The 15939-nt window shown below is 75.4% G+C and carries 13 protein-coding genes; 8 read left to right on the top strand and 5 right to left on the bottom strand.

Going from position 1 to position 15939, the window contains the following annotated elements; translation table 11 throughout:
• The first annotated feature begins 65 nt into the window (after positions 1–65).
• The 4 genes from ACIQVZ_RS21675 (at position 66) to ACIQVZ_RS21660 (ending at position 5138) form a co-directional block, all read left to right on the top strand.
• Positions 66–1169: a Gfo/Idh/MocA family protein gene (locus ACIQVZ_RS21675; RefSeq protein ID WP_402452255.1), complete on the top strand. Its 1104-nt coding sequence runs from the start codon at positions 66–68 to the stop codon at positions 1167–1169.
• Positions 1169–2341, top strand: a complete 1173-nt coding sequence (locus ACIQVZ_RS21670; protein WP_402452144.1) for a dihydrodipicolinate synthase family protein — start codon at positions 1169–1171, stop codon at positions 2339–2341. Before ACIQVZ_RS21675 ends, ACIQVZ_RS21670 begins: the two co-directional genes overlap by 1 nt.
• The gene (locus ACIQVZ_RS21665) at positions 2338–3264 is read left to right on the top strand and encodes a sugar phosphate isomerase/epimerase (protein WP_350879464.1); all 927 of its coding nucleotides are present in this window, start codon (positions 2338–2340) and stop codon (positions 3262–3264) included. Before ACIQVZ_RS21670 ends, ACIQVZ_RS21665 begins: the two co-directional genes overlap by 4 nt.
• Before the next feature lie 68 nt (positions 3265–3332).
• Complete coding sequence (locus tag ACIQVZ_RS21660; RefSeq protein WP_402452141.1) at positions 3333–5138, top strand: glycoside hydrolase family 35 protein; 1806 nt, start codon at positions 3333–3335, stop codon at positions 5136–5138.
• Between the two features lie 61 nt (positions 5139–5199).
• Here the strand turns inward: ACIQVZ_RS21660 and ACIQVZ_RS21655 are convergent, their stop codons facing one another.
• A complete protein-coding gene (locus tag ACIQVZ_RS21655) occupies positions 5200–5991 on the bottom strand; it encodes a methyltransferase domain-containing protein (protein ID WP_402452138.1) in 792 nt (263 codons plus the stop codon).
• A gap of 263 nt (positions 5992–6254) precedes the next feature.
• Between ACIQVZ_RS21655 and ACIQVZ_RS21650 the strand changes: the two genes are divergently transcribed.
• Positions 6255–7346 carry an N-acetylmuramoyl-L-alanine amidase gene (locus ACIQVZ_RS21650; RefSeq protein WP_402452136.1) on the top strand — a complete coding sequence of 364 codons (1092 nt, stop codon included), beginning with the start codon at positions 6255–6257 and terminating at the stop codon, positions 7344–7346.
• A gap of 78 nt (positions 7347–7424) precedes the next feature.
• Here ACIQVZ_RS21650 and ACIQVZ_RS21645 read toward each other — a convergent pair whose 3' ends face one another.
• The gene (locus ACIQVZ_RS21645; protein ID WP_402452133.1) at positions 7425–7898 is read right to left on the bottom strand and encodes a helix-turn-helix domain-containing protein; all 474 of its coding nucleotides are present in this window, start codon (positions 7896–7898) and stop codon (positions 7425–7427) included.
• A gap of 299 nt (positions 7899–8197) precedes the next feature.
• Here ACIQVZ_RS21645 and ACIQVZ_RS21640 point away from each other — a divergent pair, with 299 nt between their 5' ends.
• Both ACIQVZ_RS21640 and ACIQVZ_RS21635 read left to right on the top strand, forming a co-directional pair.
• Positions 8198–9241 (top strand): DUF2690 domain-containing protein, encoded by a 1044-nt coding sequence (locus ACIQVZ_RS21640; protein WP_402452130.1) that lies wholly within the window; start codon positions 8198–8200, stop codon positions 9239–9241.
• Positions 9242–9297: 56 nt separating this feature from the next.
• On the top strand, positions 9298–9867 hold the full coding sequence (locus ACIQVZ_RS21635) for a DinB family protein (RefSeq protein WP_350879475.1): 570 nt from the start codon (positions 9298–9300) through the stop codon (positions 9865–9867).
• 38 nt (positions 9868–9905) lie between these two features.
• On the opposite strand, the gene ACIQVZ_RS21630 is transcribed toward ACIQVZ_RS21635, so the two are convergent.
• Positions 9906–12338 (bottom strand): polysaccharide lyase 8 family protein, encoded by a 2433-nt coding sequence (locus ACIQVZ_RS21630; protein ID WP_402452128.1) that lies wholly within the window; start codon positions 12336–12338, stop codon positions 9906–9908.
• Positions 12339–12439: 101 nt separating this feature from the next.
• Positions 12440–13456 carry a LacI family DNA-binding transcriptional regulator gene (locus ACIQVZ_RS21625; protein ID WP_402452125.1) on the bottom strand — a complete coding sequence of 339 codons (1017 nt, stop codon included), beginning with the start codon at positions 13454–13456 and terminating at the stop codon, positions 12440–12442.
• A 241-nt stretch (positions 13457–13697) separates the two neighbouring features.
• On the opposite strand from ACIQVZ_RS21625, the gene ACIQVZ_RS21620 reads away from it, so the two are divergent.
• The gene (locus ACIQVZ_RS21620) at positions 13698–15155 is read left to right on the top strand and encodes a DUF2252 domain-containing protein (protein WP_402452122.1); all 1458 of its coding nucleotides are present in this window, start codon (positions 13698–13700) and stop codon (positions 15153–15155) included.
• Between the two features lie 84 nt (positions 15156–15239).
• Here the strand turns inward: ACIQVZ_RS21620 and ACIQVZ_RS21615 are convergent, their stop codons facing one another.
• Positions 15240–15926, bottom strand: a complete 687-nt coding sequence (locus ACIQVZ_RS21615) for an alpha/beta fold hydrolase (RefSeq protein WP_402452121.1) — start codon at positions 15924–15926, stop codon at positions 15240–15242.
• Positions 15927–15939 lie beyond the last annotated feature (13 nt).

Genomic DNA, 15939 nt, shown 5'->3' with positions numbered 1-15939 from the left:
CTGCAAGGAGAACACCCGTGGACCGCAAGGTGATCGGCGTCGTCCTGAACGGCGTCACCGGCCGCATGGGCCACCGCCAGCACCTCGTCCGCTCGATCCTCGCCATCCGCGAGCAGGGCGGCCTCGACCTCGACGACGGCCGGGTGCTCTGGCCCGAACCCATCCTGCTCGGCCGCAACGAGGCCAAGCTGCGCGCCCTGGCCGAACGCCACGGCCTGGAGCACTGGACCACCTCGCTCGACGAGGCGCTCGCCCACCCGCTCACCGAGGTGTACTTCGACGCCCAGGTGACCCCCGCCCGGGAGGCCGCCCTGCGCGCCGCGATCGCCGCCGGCAAGCACGTCTACACCGAGAAGCCGACCGCCGAATCCCTCGACGCCGCCCTGGAACTGGCCCGCCTCGCCCGGGCGGCCGGCGTCCGCAACGGCGTCGTCCAGGACAAGCTGTTCCTGCCCGGGCTGCGCAAGCTCAAGCGGCTCGTCGACGGCGGGTTCTTCGGCCGGATCCTGTCCGTCCGCGGCGAGTTCGGCTACTGGGTCTTCGAGGGCGACTGGCAGAGCGCCCAGCGCCCGTCCTGGAACTACCGCGCCGAGGACGGCGGCGGCGTGATCCTCGACATGTTCCCGCACTGGCGCTACGTGCTGGACAACCTCTTCGGGCCCGTCCGCACGGTGTACGCGCACGCCTCCACCCACATCCCCCACCGCGTCGACGAGCAGGGCCGGGCCTACCCCGCCACCGCCGACGACGCCGCGTACGGCGTCTTCGAGCTGGCCGGCGGCGTCGTCGCGCAGATCAACTCCTCCTGGGCGGTGCGGGTCGACCGGGACGAACTGGTCGAGTTCCAGGTCGACGGCACCGAGGGCAGCGCCGTCGCCGGGCTGCGCGAGTGCCGCATCCAGCACCGGGCCACCACCCCCCGGCCGGTCTGGAACCCGGACCTCCCGGCCACCGACCCCTTCCGCGCCCAGTGGCAGCCGGTGCCCGCGAACGACGAGTACGACAACGGCTTCAAGGTGCAGTGGGAACTGTTCCTGCGCCACGTGGCGACCGGCTCCGCCTACCCGTGGGACCTCCTGGAGGGCGCCAAGGGCGTCCAGCTCGCCGAACTCGGCCTGCGCTCGGCGCGCGAGGGCCGCCGGCTCGATGTCCCCGAGCTGGTGCTCTGATGGCCGAACTGAACCTGCCCGGACACGGCCGGCTGCGGCTGCGCGAGCCCGCACCGCTCGACCTGCCCGCGCACCCGCCCGTCTCCCGCACGGCCTTCGCGGCCGCCCACGTCGTCGCCGACCCGCTCGGCGCCAACGCCGCCGGCGCCCCGGCCGCCCTGGACTGGGACGCCACCCTCGCCTTCCGCCACCACCTCTGGTCGCTCGGCCTCGGCGTCGCCGACGCCATGGACACCGCCCAGCGCGGCATGGGCCTGGACTGGGCCGCCACCCGCGAACTCATCACCCGCTCCGGCGCGGCGGCCCGCGCCGTCGGCGGCCGGCTCGCCTGCGGCGTCGGCACCGACCAGATCACCGACCCGGCACGCTCCTTGAGCGACATCACGGCCACCGCCCTGAGCGAGGTCGCGGACGCCTACGAGGCGCAGCTCGCCGTGGTCGAGGCCGCCGGCGCGCAGCCCGTCCTGATGGCCAGCCGGGCCCTCAACTCCCGCGCCCGCGGCCCGGAGGACTTCCTCCGCGTCTACGACGGACTGATCCGGCAGTCCGCCCGGCCGGTGATCCTGCACTGGCTCGGCGCCGCCTTCGACCCGGCGCTGGCCGGCTACTGGGGCTCCGCCGACCTCGACGCGGCCACCGACACCGTCCTCACCCTCATCCGCGAACACCCCGGGCGGATCGACGGCATCAAGGTGTCGCTGCTGGACGCCGACCGGGAGATCGCGCTGCGCCGCGCCCTGCCCGCCGGGGTGCGGCTCTACACCGGCGACGACTTCCACTACCCCGAACTGATCAAGGGCGACGGACTCGGCCACAGCGACGCCCTGCTCGGCGTCTTCGACCCGATCGCCGGCCACGCCGCGGCGGCCCTGCACGCCCTGGACGCCGGCGACAGCGCCCGCTACGACGCGCTGCTCGGCCCGACGCTTCCGCTGGCCCGGCACCTCTTCGCGGCGCCGACCTACCACTACAAGACCGGCGTGGTCTTCCTCGCCTACCTGGCCGGCCACCAGGAGCACTTCACCATGGTGGCCGGCGCCCAGAGCGGCCGGTCCGTACCGCACCTCGTCGAGCTTCTTCGGCTCGCCGACGCCGCCGGGGTGCTCCCCGACCCCGAGCTCGCGGCCGACCGGATGCGCCGCTACCTCGCCCTGGCCGGGTGGTCGGCATGACCGCACCGGGCCCCGCCACACCGGACGCCGCCGCACCAGGCCCCGCCCTGCCGGGCCCCGTCCTGCCGGGCGTCGCCGCCCCGGGACTGGAACGGCTCTCGCTCAACCAGATCACCACCAAGCACTGGTCCCTGCCCGAGGCCGTCCGGGGCTGCGCACAGGCGGGCATCCCGGCGATCGGCCTGTGGCGGGACAAGGTCGCCGAGACCGGAACGGCCCGCGCCGCCCGGCTGGTCCGCGACAGCGGCCTGACCGTCAGCAGCCTCTGCCGGGGCGGCTTCCTCACCGCCGCCGGGGCCGAGGGCCGCCGCGCCGCGCTCGACGACAACCGGCGGGCCGTCGAGGAGGCCGCCGAACTCGGCACCGACACCCTGGTGCTGGTCGTCGGAGGCCTGCCCGAGGGCAGCCGCGACTTGCCCGGCGCGCGCGCCCGGATCGCCGACCTGCTCGCCGAACTCGCCCAGTACGCCGGGCAGTCCGGCGTCCGGCTGGCCATCGAACCGCTGCATCCGATGTTCTGCGCCGACCGCGCCGTGGTCTCCACCCTCGGCCAGGCGCTCGACCTCGCCGCACCGCACCCGGCCGCCCAGGTCGGCGTGGTCGTCGACAGCTACCACGTCTGGTGGGATCCGGCGCTGCCCGAGCAGCTCGACCGGGCGGGCCGGGACGGCCGCATCGCCGCCTACCAGGTGTGCGACTGGACGCTGCCGCTACCCGCCGACGTCCTGCTCGGGCGCGGCCACGTCGGCGACGGCCACATCGACTTCCGCTCCCTCACCGACCAGGTCACGGCCGCGGGCTACACCGGCTGGATCGAGGTCGAGATCTTCAACGAGCGGGTCTGGGCCACCCCCGGCGCGCAGACCCTCGCCACCGTGGCCGACCGCCACCGCACCCACGTCGCCGCCGCGCCGCGCCGGTAGCCGTTGGCCGTCCACCGTCGGGGCCTACCCTGGCAGCCCGTGCCAAACCCTCGAAAGCTGGTCACGCGATGATCGAAACGATCGAACTCGAATACGACGACTCCGGGTTCCGCCGCAACGGGGCCCCGCACCGGATCGTCGCCGGCTCCCTGCACTATTTCCGCGTCCACCCCGAGCTCTGGGACGACCGGCTGCGCCGCCTGCGCGCCCTCGGCGTCAACACCGTGGACACCTACATCCCGTGGAACTTCCACGAACTGCCCACCGGCGAGATCGACTTCACCGGCTGGCGGGACGTGGCCCGGTTCGTCCGGCTGGCCCAGGAACACGGACTGGACGTCATCCTGCGGCCCGGCCCCTACATCTGCGCCGAATGGGAGTTCGGCGGCCTGCCCGCCCGGCTGCTCGCCGTCGACGGCCTGCGCCTGCGCTGCGCCGACCCCGCCTTCCTGGCCGCCGTCGACGGCTGGTTCGACGCTCTCGTGCCCGAGCTGGTGCCGCTGCTGGCCAGCCGCGGCGGCCCCGTCGTGGCCGTCCAGGTCGAGAACGAGTACGGCAGCTACGGCACCGACGCCGGCTACCTCGCCCACCTGCGCGACGGCCTCCTCGCCCGCGGCGTGGACTGCCTGCTGTTCACCGCCGACGGCGCCGAGGACTTCATGCAGCAGGGCGGCGCGATCCCCGGCCTGCTCGCCACCGCGACCTTCGGCTCCCGCGCCCCCGAGCGCTTCGAGGTGCTGCGCCGTCAGCAGCCCAAGGGGCCGCTCGCCGCCATGGAGTTCTGGATCGGCTGGTTCGACCGCGTCGGCGGGCCCCACCACGTCCGCGACCCGGAGGAGTCCGCCCGCTCCCTGGACGCGCTCCTCGCCACCGGCGCCTCCGTCAACCTCTACATGGCCCACGGCGGCACCAACTTCGGCCTCTGGTCCGGCGCCAACCACACCGGCACCAGCCCCGACACCCCGGGCTACGAGCCCACCACCACCAGCTACGACTACGACGCCCCCATCGGCGAGGCCGGCGAACTCACGGCCAAGTTCCACGCCCTGCGGGACGTCATCGGCCGGTACCTCCCCCTGCCCGACGGCGAGCTCCCCGCCGAGCCGCCCCGCCTGGCCCCGCGCCGCATCGACCGCGGGACCGGCCGGGCCCGCCTGTTCGACTCCCTGGACGCCCTGGCCACCCCGCACCACCGGCCCGTCCCGGAACCCATGGAGAACCTCGGCCAGTCCCTCGGCCTCATCCACTACCGCACCCGCGTCCCCGGCCCCCGCCCCACCCTGCCGCTGCGCATCGACGGCCTCGGCGACCGCGCCCAGGTCTTCGCCGACGGCAACCCCCTCGGCACCCTCGACCGCAACGACCCCGGCGCCACCCTCCCGCTGGCCACCGCGCCGGTCGGCACCACCCTGGACATCCTGGTCGAGGCGCTCGGCCGCACCAACTACGGCCCCCAGCTCGACGACCGCAAGGGCATCCGGCGCGGCGTCTCGCACGAACGCCAGCGCCTCCACGACTGGGAGATCCGCCCGCTCCCCCTCACCGACCTGAGCGGCCTGGACTTCGACCCGGCCACCGCCGCCACCGACGGGGACCCGGCCTTCCACCGCTTCGAGACCGACCTCGACACCCCCGCCGACGCCTTCCTCGCCCTCCCCGGCTGGGGCCGCGGCCTGCTCTGGCTCAACGGCTTCCTCCTCGGCCGCTACACCGACGAGGGCCCGCAGCGCACCCTCTACGTCCCCGCCCCGCTCTGGCGCCCGGGCACCAACACCCTCGTCCTCCTCGAACTCACCCGCCACGGCGAAGCCCTCGACCTCCGCGACCGACCCGACCTCGGCCCCGTCACGGACGCCCCCAGCTCCGAGTTCTGAGGCGCGTCGAAGCGCGTCGAGGACCGGTCGGCCGAGGACTGGGCGTTCCCGCGGTGGTCGCCTACCGGCGCCGGCCCCAGCAGGTGATCAGCGGGGCGGTCGTCACGTCCAGCTCGGTGTCGCGGAGGTTCGCCAGGTGCCGGTCCAGGTCGGCGGCGGGGAGGTCGGGGCCCACCAGCTGCTCGCGGAGCTGGCGGACCGTCGCCGCCTCCAGCTCCCGGCAGGCCGGGGAGGTGACGGGGAAATACGCCTCGGCGGCGACGTCCGTCAGGCCCGCCTCGCGGAGCAGCCGGGGCAGGGTCCGGCCGAAGGCGAGGTCGGCGCCGCGCTCGGCGAGCCGGGCCCGGAACGCCCGGCGCACCCGGTTCGCCAGCTCCTCGTCCGGTCCGTGCTCGTCCGGGCAGGCGAGCGGCTGCAGGGCCGGGTCCGCGTCCTCGACCACCAGCCAGCCCCCGGGCCGTACCGCCGACGCCAGCCGCCGCAGCACCTCGGCCCGGTCGGGCAGGTGCACCAGCACCAGGCGGACGTGCACCAGGTCGAACCACTCGTCGGGCAGCGGGTCGCAGGTGACGTCGTGCCGCAGGACCTCGACGCGGTCGGCGGGCAGTCCGGTCAGCCAGCTGGTGTCCAGGTCACTGGCCAGGACCCGGCCGGCCGGCCCGACCCGCTCGGCCAGCGCCAGCGGGATCCCCGGGCCGCCCGCACCCACCTCCCAGCAGTGGTGCCCGTCTGCCGGGCCCAGCCGGTCCAGGTGCTCCAGCGTCCACGCGTCGAACAGCTCGGCGATGCCCTCGAACCGTCGACCCGCCTCCCGCTGCCGATTGTCCAGCAGGTAGCCGCGCTCGTCGCCCATGCTCCGCGCCTCTCGGATCGCCCGTGCCCGTCGCCCCGCCCGTCGCTCGACGCGGCCGAACGCGGTCGACCGCGATGGTAGGCGATCGGCGCAGGGTGCGCGAAGGCGCCCCGGGAGACGTACTTCTGCGTCCACCGCCCCGGGCTGTGGCGTCCCGGGACGCGGGAGGGACGGCGAAGCCATGGTGGACCGGGCCTCCGCACTCCTAGCGTGGCGGCCGACCGGTCCGACGGGTCCGGACCCGCCAGCCAGCCGAGGAACAGGTGGCCCCGTTCATGTACCCCGACTTCACCCCGCCCCGCCCCGGTCGCCGCTCCTTCCTGACCGGCGCCCTCGCGGTCGGCGGCGGTGCCCTGCTCGCGTCCGCCCTGCCCGCCGGGGTGGCGCGAGCCGCCGACGGCCCGACGGTGGCCGACACGGCCGCGTGGGGCGCCCGGCCCTCCAGCATCCCCGTCAACGTCCTGACCGGGGTACCGGACAAGGTGATCGTGCACCACACCGCGACCCCCAACGTGACGGACTACTCGCAGGCGGCCGCGTTCTCGCTGGCCCGGTCCGTGCAGACGTACCAGATGGACTCCGAGGGCTGGATCGACACCGGGCAGCACTTCACCATCAGCCGCGGCGCGTACGTCCTGGAAGGCCGCCACGGCAGCCTGTCCACGCTGCGCGACGGCGCCCGGCACGTCGAGGCCGCCCACTGCACGGCGCAGAACACGGTGGCGATCGGCATCGAGAACGAAGGCACCTACACCACCGTCGACCCGCGCGGCGAGCAGTACGCGGCGCTGGTCGACCTGATCACCTACATCTGCCGCCAGTACGGGCTGCGGGCCTACCAGATCTACGGGCACCGGGACTTCAACAACACCGAGTGCCCCGGTGACCGCCTGTACGCGCTGCTCCCGCAGCTGCGCCGCGACGTCGCGGCCCGCATCGGCGGAGACCCGACCGGGCCCGTGTGGCCGCTGCTCACCGGCGGGGCCTCGGGCGAGACGGTGCGGACCCTCCAGTACCTGCTGGTGCAGCACGGCGCGAGCCTGACCGTCGACGGCGCGTACGGGCCCGCCACGCAGAGCGCCGTCACGGCCTTCCAGAACCTCACGCACGCCACCACGGACGGGATCGCGGGCAACCAGACGTGGAGCCAGGCGGTCGCGCCCCTCGCCGACGGCGCCTCGGGCAACGCGGTGCTGGCCGTGCAGGGCCAGTTGGTGGCGCACGGCATCCAGGTGGGCGTGGACGGCGCGTTCGGCCCCGGCACCCGGTCCGCGGTGACGGCCTTCCAGACCTCGGCCGGACTGCCCGCCGACGGGGTGGTGGACGCCCGCACCTGGAGCCGGCTGGTCGCCTGACCCCCGTACCCGCCGGGCCCGGCCCGGATCACCCGACGCCCCCGCGGATCCGTCGCGTCCGCGGGGGCGTCGTCGTGGTCAGCCCACGGTCCTGTCCGGCCGGGACGGCCACCGGCCGGTGACGGCCAGCACCAGGCCCGCCGCCAGCATCAGCACGAGGGCGACCAGCGGCCGCAGCAAGCCCGTCCGGTGGCCGTGATGCTGCCGGCACCCGGACCGTGCGGCCCCCGCCGGCCCGGGTGCCGGCGACACGGCGGTGTCCGGCAGTGCGCCGGCCGGTGTGCCCGCGGCGCGGCAGCCGTCCGCCCGGCGCCACAGGTCGAGCAGCCGGTCGGCGTCGCCGGCGCAGACGGAGGCGATGCTCTCCACGGCGTCGCGCGGCGGGAACTGCTTGCCGTTCACCCACCGCTCCCAGGAGGACTTCGCGTAGTGGGTGCGTTCGCTGATCCGGGCGTACGTCAGGCCCGACTCGGACTTCAGCGACCGGAGCTCCCTGGCGAGTTCTTCGGCAGGGGCCGGAGACGTGGTGTACGGCGCGTGGTGGCGGTCCATGTGGCTTCTCCCCCGTTGCTCTGTGCTGTGACCGTGCCCGGGCCGGGGGCCTGCCGGCGTGCCGGCCGGGGCGCGGCCCACTCTGCGGGATTCTCCACCGGTCTTCGAGCGTCCTCGGCGGTTCTGAGACGGTTCGAGGTCGTCCCAGGGCCCGGAGCTGCGGCTTGGGACGCCGGGGCGGAGGCATCGTGAGACGGTGTCCGGGACGCGGGCCCCGGGTGGGTGCACCGCAGGGCGCGGCGCTCGGGGAAGCGGGCGGTGACCGAGGGAAGTCGGTCGACTAAACTGATCATCCGAAAGTGGATCAGTTTGCATCCTCCGCCGACCCGCCCGAGGTACCCGCGATGAGCCAGTCCTGGAAGCCGCTCCCTGACGATCTTTCGGAACCCGCTCGGCGCCTGGCCGAGGAACTGCGTGCGGTCAAGGACGCGCACCGGATCTCACTGGCCGAACTCGGGAAGAGGACCTACCTCAGCAAGGCCTCCTGGGAACGCTGGTTGAACGGGAAGCGCCTGATCACCCCGCAGGCCCTGACCGGCCTGATCGCCACGGTCGAGTGCGACGCCGAACTGCTCACCTCCCTGCTGCGGAAGGCCGAGGCCGCGCGCGACGCGGACGAGGCGCCCTCCCGCGAGGCCGCGCCGGCGCCTGCGGCCGAGCCGGTCGAAGCTCCCGAGCCCCAGGCCGCACCCGCACCGCCGGCCGAGGTGCCCGAGCCGGCGGCCGAAGCGCCCGACGCCGCCCCCGCCTCGCCGCGGCCCGCCCCGTGGCGGCGGCCGGCGGCCGGCGTGGGAGCCGCCGTCGCCGCCGTGCTCATCCTGTTCGCGGCCCTGTACCTGCGCGGCCCGCACGGCGGCAACGGCACGGCATCGGCGGCGACGCTCCCGCCGAAGACGGCGACGACGACGACCGCCGGGTCAGCGCCGCTCTGCGAGGGCGTCGGCTGCGCCGGCAAGGACCCCCAGGACATGCACTGCGACGTCGACCAGCGAACCCTGCTGACCGGCAACGTGGGCAAGGTCGTCCTCTACGTCCACTACAGCCCGCGCTGCCGGGCCGCCTGGTCGGGGATCACCGACGGCTCCCCCGGGGACAGCGCCACCATCACCACCAACCACGGCTCGCAGGAGACCGCCCTGATCCACTGGGGCTACGACAACTACTCCGTGATGGTCGACGCGAGCCCCGGCGACACCACCTTGCAGGTGTGCGGTCACCAGAAGGAGGGCGACAGCTGCACCGGCGTCGTCACCGACCTCGCCGCCCGAGCGAGCGCCCTCCCCAGCCCCCCGCCTCCGGCCGCCGCTCCCACACCGACGACTGCGCCCACGCCCACGCCCTGAGGAGCCGCCGCCATCGCGGCGAAACCCACTGGCGGCTCGGGCCCTCACGAACGAGCATGGCCCGTATGAGCGACCAACCCGAGCGATGGACCCAGGCAACCGTCTACCCCGACATGTGGGCCGACCCGGACGACGACCCCCGCAACAGCGAGGGAGTCAGCCCGGACGGCGAACTCCCGACTCTGAACGACTTCCTGACGAACTACCGGCACACCCTGCGGATGAAGTGCGAGGGCCTGGACCCGGAGCAGCTGGCCCGCCGCTCCGTCCCGCCGTCGACGATGTCGCTGCTCGGCCTGGTCCGCCACCTCGCCGAGGTGGAACGGGACTGGCGCGGCTGGATCAGCGACGGCGATCCGCTGCCGAAGCTCTACGGCCGGCGGGACGCGGACTTCGACGGAGCCGTCGCCGAGCAGGCCGAGGTCGACGCGGCGTTCGCCGACCTGGCCCGCGAACAGGCCGCCACCGACGCCGCCCTGGCCGCACACCCCGATCTGGGCGTGCGGCTGGGGAAGAGCGGCATCGCGGTGCGAGAGCTGCTGGTGCACAGGATCGACGAGTACGCCCGCCACTGCGGGCACGCCGACCTGTTGCGCGAGTGCCTCGACGGGCGGGTCGGCCAGTGAGGCCCGTCCCGGTGCGCTGACCTCGGCGGCCGACCCCGTCAGGCGGCGCCCCGCCGGAACACCGCCGACAGGCTCGCTCCCCCGGTGCCCGCCACCGCACAACGCAGCACCAGCGGCCCGGAGTCCGAGAGCACCGTGATACCGGCGCCGCCGCTCGCGAGCCGGTAGCCGTCCCGCGCCAGCGTCAGCTGGACGGTGGCCGCCTTCCGGGTGGGGTCGGCGACGGTGACGGAGAGGTCGCCGCCGCTCTCCCGGAGCAGGACGGAGCAGGGGGCGGAGACGGTCAGCGGGCCGACGGTGCCGGGGGCGAAGAAGTTGGCGAGGGTGAGTCCGAGTCCGGGCACGCTGATCGCCTGGGCGTCGGCCGTGTTGGCGAGCACGGTGGCCGTCGGGGCGGCCGCGCGGGCCGCCGCCTGGTCCGGGCCGGCCCCGGGCATCAGCACGTAGTGGTACGTCCCGTCGACGGGGTCGGTGCCGTGGTCGAGGCCGATCGACAGGTAGGTCCGGGTGATCGGGTCGGGCGCCCCGCCCCGGTTGATGTCGGCCCACGCCCCGGTCCGCCGTTCGCGGGCGAGGTCGAGGGTGGCGCCGTCGGGGAACACCCAGGCGCCCGACCCGGCCAGCGCCGCCCAGCGGACGCCGTCGGCCCGCCGGCTCCAGCCGGGGTCGGCGGGCTGGCTGACGCCGTCCAGCACGAACTCCCGGTCCTCGCGGGCCCCGAGGTTGCGGTGGTCGACGGTCGTGCGGACGGCGACGCCGTCGGTGCAGCCGATGCCCGCGCCGAGGCAGACGATCGAATCGTCCAGGCAGAACCAGGACTTGCGCCCGACCAGGGTGGAGCCGAGGCCCCGGACGTCCTGGCCGACCACCGACCGGTCGCCGTCGCTCGCCCCGCCCGCCCAGGCGGTCGCCGGGCGGGCCTGGCCCCAGTCGCCGCCGGCGCCGTCGGCCAGCGGTCGCGTCGACACGGTGGTGCCGGGCAGCCGGTAGGGGTCGGCGGTGGGCCAGAAGGAGTCGCTGTACTGCTCGTCGCCCTGCTCGCCGCCGTACCAGTAGAGCATTCCGCTGCCGCTGTGCCAGGCCCGCAGGTTCTCGCCGTTCCCGCACTCGTAGAAGGCGGTCCGGGACGAGGACAGGCTGAGCTGCGCGCTCCAGCCGGGCCGGCGGTGGACGGCCCGGTCCATGGTGAACACCCTGCTGCCCGTGCCCTCGTCCGCCGCCCGGGTGCCGGAGTCCGCCAGGAGGGCCTGTGCGCGGGCGAGTTCGGGGATGTCGGCGAGGACGTTGGACAGGTAGGGGAGCACCTGGTCGCGCTGGAGGGAGCCCTTCACGGCGGCGCGCCAGGCCGCCGCCTGGGCGGCCGGCACCGACCCGGAGTCGGCCAGCCGCAGGACGTCCCCGAGCAGGGCGTGGCCGCGCACGTGGTCGTCCAGGCGGGCCCGCCGCGCGTCGCCGGCCTGCACGCCCCGGCTGACGGCGCGGCCCGAAACCCCGTCCATCACCAGGCCGTTGAACAGGAACGGCAGGAACCCCCGGTCGACGGCGGTGAAGACGTTCCGCAGCGCGGGGTCCGTGACGGCCCAGGGCGTACCGGCGAGCAGGCGCAGCAGCCGGCTCAGGCTGCCGAGCAGCACCTCGCCGTAGCTGCCGGTGTACGGCACCCAGGTGTGCTGGACGAAGCTGCCGTCGGCGTAGATCCCGTCGCCGGTGGTCACGTAGCGGAACACCGGCGACAGCCCCCGCTGAGCGGCGGCGACCGGGGCCGCCGAGCGGCCGATGACACCGCGCAGCGCGAGCACCCGGCACAGGTCCACCCGGTTGGCGCCGGTGCTGGTCCCGGTGTACTTGTCGACCACCGAGGACGGGACGAAGTGGTCCACGGCCGCACCGCACGCGGCCGCCCGTTCGGCCGTCAGGAGGTCGCCGAGCAGCACGCACACGTCCAGCAGGGCCTGGGGGGCGCCGATCTGCCAGTCCCACCAGTTCCCGTACGACGTGGTGGTGGCGGTGTAGGCGCGCTGGAACACCCAGTCCAGGCCCGTCGCGACGGCGGCGCCGAGGCCGGGATCGCCGGTCGAGCCGGTGGCCGGCCGGGTGAGGGCCAGGGCCATGAGCCGCAGCCGGCCGACCGTCGACGTGACGGCGGCGGAGGCCGAGCCGACGGGCAGGTCGGGCCAGAGCGACCCGGCCTGCGGGCTCAACGCGGCCTGGTGGCTCCGCGCCTGGTCGCCCAGCGCGGTCAGCGCGCGGGCGAACGGCGGTGCGGCCGGGTCGTACCCGGTGCCGGTCAGCTGCTCGGACCAGGCCGCGCGCATCGCGTCGTAGTTGTCGGCGGCCCGGGCCTCGGTGGGCCCTCCGAGCCACCACGCGGCCGCCGCGGCGGTGGCGGCCGCGCTGGTCCTGAGCAGTGCGCGCCTGCTCAGGAGCGGTATCGCCGCCGGGTCACCGGTCTTCGTCCACGAGCTGTCCATCGGGCCGTCCTTCCTCGCGAACTCCCTTGTCTGACGGGAGAGTAAGCGCTTTCTATCGCGAGGACAACGCTTCCGGCACGGGCCCGTGGCCAAAGGGCCCGCTATCCCACCGGCCCCGTCGACCCGCGCGGCACCAGCTCGGTGGCGAGGACGGCCCGCTGCGGCTCGGGGCCGGGGCGGTGCAGCGCGAGGCGCAGCGCCGTGCGGCCGAGGTCGAGGTGCGGGATGCGCACGGTGGTCAGGCCGGGCCTGAGGTCCTCGGCCCCGGGCAGGTCGTTGAAGCCGACCACCGAGACCTGTTCGGGCACGGCGATCCCGTGCTCCCGCAGGACCGTCAGCACGACGGCGGCCACGTCGTCGTCGTGCGCGAAGACCGCCGAGAAGTCCGGCGGCCCCTGGGCGAGGCGGCGGCGCAGCCAGGCCCGCGCCCCGTCCCGGGTGTGGCACCCCTCCACCGTCAGTTCGGCCGGGCGGCGCAGGCCGTGGGCCGCCAGCGCGGCCTCGTACCCGGCGAGGCGCTCCCGGGTGGTGGTGGTCGCGGCCGGTCCGCCGAGGAAGAGGATCCGCCGGTGGCCCAGCGCCAGCAGGTGGTCGACGGCCGCCCGCGCGCCGCCCGCGTTGTCGTAGTGCACGGCCGTCAGCGGCAGTTGCTCCCCCGGGGCCGGCCGGCCGCAGAGCACCAGCCGGGAGCCGGCCGCGTCCAGGATGCCCGCCAGCCGGGCGATCCGGGAGCGGTACCCCGGGCTGTCCTCCACCCCGCCCACCAGCACGACGGCCTCCACGTCGCGCGCCCGCATCTCCTCGACCAGCGTCAGTTCGCGGTCGGGGTCGTCGTCGGTCGCCGCCACCAGGCAGAGGCAGCCCTCGTCCACCGCCTGCCGCTCCACGCCGTGGGCGACCCGGTTGTGGAAGGGCGCCGCGAGGTTGCCCAGCAGGATCGCCACCGTCCGGGACCGCCGGCCGGCCAGCGCCCGCGCCTGCGCGTTGACGACGTAGTCGAGGTCGCGCACCGCGCGCAGCACCCGCTCCCGGGTGGCCCCGGCCACCGGGTAGTCGCCCGCCAGCACGCGCGACACCGTAGCCATCGACACGCCCGCCAGCGCCGCCACGTCGTTCACCGTGGGCCTGCCCCGCCGGGCTCTCCCCCCGTCGCTCACCGCTGTCCCCCCGGTCCCGGCCCGATCCGCGCCCGGCCTTCCACGGCGGGCCGTGCCCCGAGGATACGGGCGGCCGCCGCCTCGTGTCCGGCGGGCTCAGGAACCGTCGTCAGATGCCGGACGTCACTCCCCCTGCAGAACCGTTCGCGCAGGTCGCGGGCGGGTGGGAGCCGGAAGGGACGGGTGGGGAGCGGTGACGCAGGTGACTCAGGTGACCGAGGTGGCCGAGGTGGCGGACGGGGCCGTGGCCGGCGTGGACGGGGCCGCGCCGCAGGGGCGGCGGGCGTTCGCGGTGGCCGGGTTCGCGTCGGGGCGGGGCGGGCGGGCGCGGGAGCGGGGGAAGGCGCTGCGCGGGCGGATCCCCCGGGAGCGGCACGCGGAGTTCTCGCCCGGGCCCGGGCGGCCCACGGCCGTCGAGGCGATCGAGGCGTCCAACGCGGGGCGGATCGCCGCCCTGGTGCCGATCCGGGTGGGGCGGATGGCCGCCACGCCGTTCGCGTTCCTGCGCGGCTCGGCCGGACTGATGGCCGCCGACCTGGCGGGCACCCCGGACACCGGGGTGGGCGCCCAGCTGTGCGGCGACGCGCACGCCGCCAACTTCGGGCTGTACGGGGACGCCCGCGGGCAACTGGTGATGGACATCAACGACTTCGACGAGACCGTGCCCGGCCCGTGGGAGTGGGACCTCAAGCGGCTCGCCGCGAGCCTGGTGCTGGCCGGCCGCGAGACCGGGGCCGACGAGACCACCGCCCGGGAGGCCGCCCAGCACGCGGCCGGCTCCTACCGCCGGACGATGCGCACGCTCGCCAAGCTGCCCGCGCTGGACGCCTGGAACGCCGTCGCGGACGAGCAGTTGGTCTCCTTCACCGAGGCGCACGACCTGTCCGAGGTGCTGCGCAAGGTCGGCGCGAAGGCACTGGGCAACACCAGCGCCAGATTCGCCGCCCGCAGCACCGCCCCTACGGCGGACGGCGGTCGGCGGTTCACGGCCGCTCCGCCGGTGCTCACCGAGGTGACCGACGCGACCGCGCGGGCCGTCGCGCAGTCGCTCGGCCCGTACGTGGCGACGGTGCCCGCCGAGGTGCGCACCCTGCTGTCCCGCTACCGGGTGCAGGACGTGGCGTTCCGGGTGGTGGGCACCGGCAGCGTCGGCACCCGCTCGTACGTGGTGCTGCTCACCGACCACCGGGACCAGCCGCTGGTGCTCCAGGTGAAGGAGGCCCGCCCGTCCGTGCTGCTGCCGCACCTGGAGCGCGCGGGCCACCCGGTCGCCGGTCAGGACGGCCACGAGGGCCGCCGGGTGGTGCTCGGGCAGAGGCACATGCAGGTGGTCAGCGACACCCTGCTGGGCTGGACGACGGTGGACGGACTCCCCTACCAGGTCCGGCAGTTCCGCAACCGCAAGGGCAGCGTCGACCCGGCCGCGCTGCTGCCGGGCCAGCTGGACGACTACGCCCGGATCACCGGCGCCCTGCTGGCCCGGGCGCACGCGCACACCGCCGACCCCGGGCTGCTGGCCGGCTACTGCGGCAGGAGCGAGGCGCTGGACGAGGCGGTCGCCGCCTTCGCCGTCGCGTACGCGGACCGGACCGAGGCCGACCACGCCGACCTGGTCGCGGCGGTGCGCGCCGGCCGCCTGCCGGCCGAGTTCGGCGTCTGACCGGCGCGTCCGCGTCAGGACGCCTGGGTCAGGACGCCTGGGTCAGGGCGCCTGGGTCAGGGCGCCTGGGTCAGGGCGCCTGGGTCAGGCGGCCAGGAACGGCGCCACCGCGGCGACGAACTCGGCGGGCCGGGCACCGTGCACGAGGTGCCCGGCCTCGATGGTGACCATCCGGCAGTCCGGGATCAGCCGGGCGAGCTCGGCGAGCCGCTCCTGCGGGACGTGGCTCGCCGAGCCGCCCGCGACCAGCAGGGTGCGGGCGGTGATCCCGGCCATCCCCGCCAGCCAGGCCGGGTCGGGGGTGTCGACCTGGGCCTTGACGGCCTTCACCACGGCCCAGTCGAAGTGCACCGGCTCGTCCGGCGCGTCCGGCACCGCGCCGGCCGGGCGCGGGTGCGGTGCCGGGATGTCCTCCAGGACCAGCCGGCCGATCAGCTCCGGCCGGGCCTGGGCGACCAGGTAGCCGACCACGCCGCCCATCGAGTGGCCGACCAGGTCGACCCGTGCCAGGCCGAGCGCGTCGAGGAAGGCGAGCACGTCGTCGCGCATCTCCTCCAGGCCGTACCGGGCGGTGCGGCCGCTGTCGCCGTGGCCGCGCAGGTCGAGCGCGTACACGCGGTGCCCGGGCGCGAGGCCGGGCAGGACGACGTCCCAGTCCGCGGCGCGCTCCCCGAGGGCGTGCAGCAGCACCAGCGCCGGGCCGTCCGGCGGGCCGCTCTCGCGGTAGGCGAGCGCCACCTCGGGCAGGTCCACGATCCGGTTCTCCGTCATGCCCGCCACCGTA

Origin of the sequence: Kitasatospora sp. NPDC098663 (assembly GCF_044760075.1) — a bacterium.
Taxonomy (GTDB): Bacteria; Actinomycetota; Actinomycetes; order Streptomycetales; family Streptomycetaceae; genus Kitasatospora.
The sequence above is the reverse complement of the archived record's forward strand: the minus strand, read 5'-3'. Positions and strand labels throughout refer to the sequence as shown.

Coding starts and splice junctions, on each gene's coding strand:
- ACIQVZ_RS21675 (WP_402452255.1), top strand. CDS start 66: ATGGGCCACCGCCAGCACCTCGTCCGCTCGATCCTCGCCATCCGCGAG.
- ACIQVZ_RS21660 (WP_402452141.1), top strand. CDS start 3,333: ATGATCGAAACGATCGAACTCGAATACGACGACTCCGGGTTCCGCCGC.
- ACIQVZ_RS21615 (WP_402452121.1), bottom strand. CDS start 15,926: ATGACGGAGAACCGGATCGTGGACCTGCCCGAGGTGGCGCTCGCCTAC.
- ACIQVZ_RS21645 (WP_402452133.1), bottom strand. CDS start 7,898: ATGGACCGCCACCACGCGCCGTACACCACGTCTCCGGCCCCTGCCGAA.
- ACIQVZ_RS21665 (WP_350879464.1), top strand. CDS start 2,338: ATGACCGCACCGGGCCCCGCCACACCGGACGCCGCCGCACCAGGCCCC.
- ACIQVZ_RS21670 (WP_402452144.1), top strand. CDS start 1,169: ATGGCCGAACTGAACCTGCCCGGACACGGCCGGCTGCGGCTGCGCGAG.
- ACIQVZ_RS21655 (WP_402452138.1), bottom strand. CDS start 5,991: ATGGGCGACGAGCGCGGCTACCTGCTGGACAATCGGCAGCGGGAGGCG.
- ACIQVZ_RS21630 (WP_402452128.1), bottom strand. CDS start 12,338: ATGGACAGCTCGTGGACGAAGACCGGTGACCCGGCGGCGATACCGCTC.
- ACIQVZ_RS21635 (WP_350879475.1), top strand. CDS start 9,298: ATGGCCCGTATGAGCGACCAACCCGAGCGATGGACCCAGGCAACCGTC.